Consider the following 2,500-nt stretch of genomic DNA (forward strand, 5'->3'; position numbering starts at 1 on the left):
TGGTTGCGGGGGCAGGATTTGAACCTGCGGCCTTCAGGTTATGAGCCTGACGAGCTACCGGGCTGCTCCACCCCGCGTTGAGGTGTTTTGGCGGTTTTTTTTGCCGCGGTTTGTTGAAGAGTTTGATTTTATCTGCGTTTTGCAGGCCTGGCAGCGACCTACTCTCCCGTGTCTTGAGACAAAGTACCATTGGCGCTGGGGGGTTTCACGGCCGAGTTCGGGATGGGATCGGGTGTTGGCCCCCCGCTGGGGCCACCAGGCCGGCGAAACGCAGATGAGAGGAACTGGTCTTTTCAGCTGTTGCTGATCGATGTGTTTCTTAGTTTGAGATACGCGCGGGATGTTACGAACCTGTGGTTCGCAAGCGCGACGCGCGACGGCCGTTAGGCCGCCCTCGCGGAGGGCTACGCCCGTGAGCCGGCAAGGAGTTACGGACCTGAGGTCCGCAAGGCCAAGTGCTGCCGCGGCTTATGCCGCGCGTGGTTCGCAGGACAGCGGTCTTGCGCGCCCGCCGGTGAGAACATTTATATGGAATGGACATTGATTAATGAGAGTGATCAAGCCGGACGAGCTATTAGTAAGGCTCAGCTTCACACGTTGCCGTGCTTCCACATGCCTCCTATCGACGTGGTGGTCTACCACGGCTCTTCAGGGAGAACTTGTTTTGAGGTTAGTTTCCCGCTTAGATGCCTTCAGCGGTTATCTATTCCGAACATAGCTACCCTGCACTGCGGCTGGCGCCACAACAGGTCCACCAGAGGTTCGTCCATCCCGGTCCTCTCGTACTAGGGACAGATCCTCTCAATTCTCCTACACCCACGGCAGATAGGGACCGAACTGTCTCGCGACGTTCTGAACCCAACTCACGTACCGCTTTAAATGGCGAACAGCCATACCCTTGGGACCTGCTCCAGCCCCAGGATGCGATGAGTCGACATCGAGGTGCCAAACAACCCCGTCGATATGGACTCTTGGGGGTCATCAGCCTGTTATCCCCGGCGTACCTTTTATCCGTTGAGCGATGGCCCTTCCACGAGGGACCACCGGATCACTATGGCCGACTTTCGTCTCTGCTCGACTTGTCAGTCTCGCAGTCAGGCAGGCTTATGCCATTGCACTCGACGAGCGATTTCCGACCGCTCTGAGCCCACCTTCGCGCGCCTCCGTTACCATTTGGGAGGCGACCGCCCCAGTCAAACTACCCGCCACACACGGTCCCGGATGCTGTTACACCGCGGTTAGATATCCATGACGACAAGGGTGGTATTTCAAGGATGACTCCACGAGAGCTGGCGCCCTCGCTTCGACGTCTACCACCTATCCTACACATGTCGACACGAATACCAGTGTGAAGCTGTAGTAAAGGTGCACGGGGTCTTTCCGTCTGACCGCAGGAACCCCGCATCTTCACGGGGAATTCAATTTCACTGAGCCTATGCTGGAGACAGCGGGGAAGTCGTTACGCCATTCGTGCAGGTCGGAACTTACCCGACAAGGAATTTCGCTACCTTAGGACCGTTATAGTTACGGCCGCCGTTTACCGGGGCTTCAATTCGGAGCTTGCACACCTCCTCTTAACCTTCCGGCACCGGGCAGGCGTCAGACCCTATACGTCGCCTTACGGCTTCGCAGAGCCCTGTGTTTTTGATAAACAGTCGCCACCCCCTGGTCTGTGCCCCTCCTGACCGGTTGCCCGATCAGAAGGCTCCCTTCTCGCGAACTTACGGGAGCAATTTGCCGAGTTCCTTCAGCATAGTTCTCTCAAGCGCCTTGGTATGCTCTACCTGTCCACCTGTGTCGGTTTAGGGTACGGTCTGTAATGCGGGGGCTATTTCCTGGGACACCTTCACCGCATCCCCAATCCAGTAAGGGGATACGATACACGGCATCCGTCACCACCCGCAGGCTGCAGAATATTAACTGCATTCCCATCGGCTACGCCTTTCGGCCTCGCCTTAGGGGCCGGCTAACCCTGCTCCGATTAACGTTGAGCAGGAACCCTTGGACTTTCGGCGAGCGGGTCTCTCACCCGCTTTGTCGTTACTCATGTCAGCATTCGCACTTCCGATACCTCCAGCAGCCCTCACGGGTCTGCCTTCATCAGCCTACGGAACGCTCCGCTACCGCGCACTTACGTGCACCCGCAGTTTCGGCACATGGCTTGAGCCCCGTTACATTTTCGGCGCGGAACCCCTTGTTTAGACCAGTGAGCTGTTACGCTTTCTTTAAATGATGGCTGCTTCTAAGCCAACATCCTGGTTGTTTTGGGAGTTCTACATCCTTTCCCACTTAGCCATGATTTGGGGGCCTTAACTGGCGGTCAGGGTTGTTGCCCTCTCCACAATGGACGTTAGCACCCACTGTGTGTCTGCCAGATAGTACTTCCTGGTATTCGGAGTTTGGTTAGGATCAGTAAGACGGTAAGTCCCCATAGCCCATCCAGTGCTCTACCCCCAGGAGTATTCGTCTGACGCTCTACCTAAATAGATTTCGCGGAGAA

Annotated in this window: 1 tRNA gene and 2 rRNA genes (1 of these 3 cut by a window edge); all 3 read right to left on the reverse strand. The window is 56.4% G+C overall.

The annotated features are described in order from the left end of the window. Positions 1–77: transfer RNA gene (locus ASC48_RS19160), tRNA-Met, on the reverse strand. A 68-nt stretch (positions 78–145) separates the two neighbouring features. Beyond that, positions 146–260: ribosomal RNA gene (gene rrf, locus ASC48_RS19165) — 5S ribosomal RNA — on the reverse strand. 293 nt (positions 261–553) lie between these two features. After that, a 23S ribosomal RNA gene (locus ASC48_RS19170) occupies positions 554–2,500 on the reverse strand (it continues 775 nt past the right edge of the window).

The sequence above is a fragment of the Pannonibacter indicus genome (assembly GCF_001418225.1).
Lineage (GTDB): Bacteria > Pseudomonadota > Alphaproteobacteria > Rhizobiales > Stappiaceae > Pannonibacter > Pannonibacter indicus.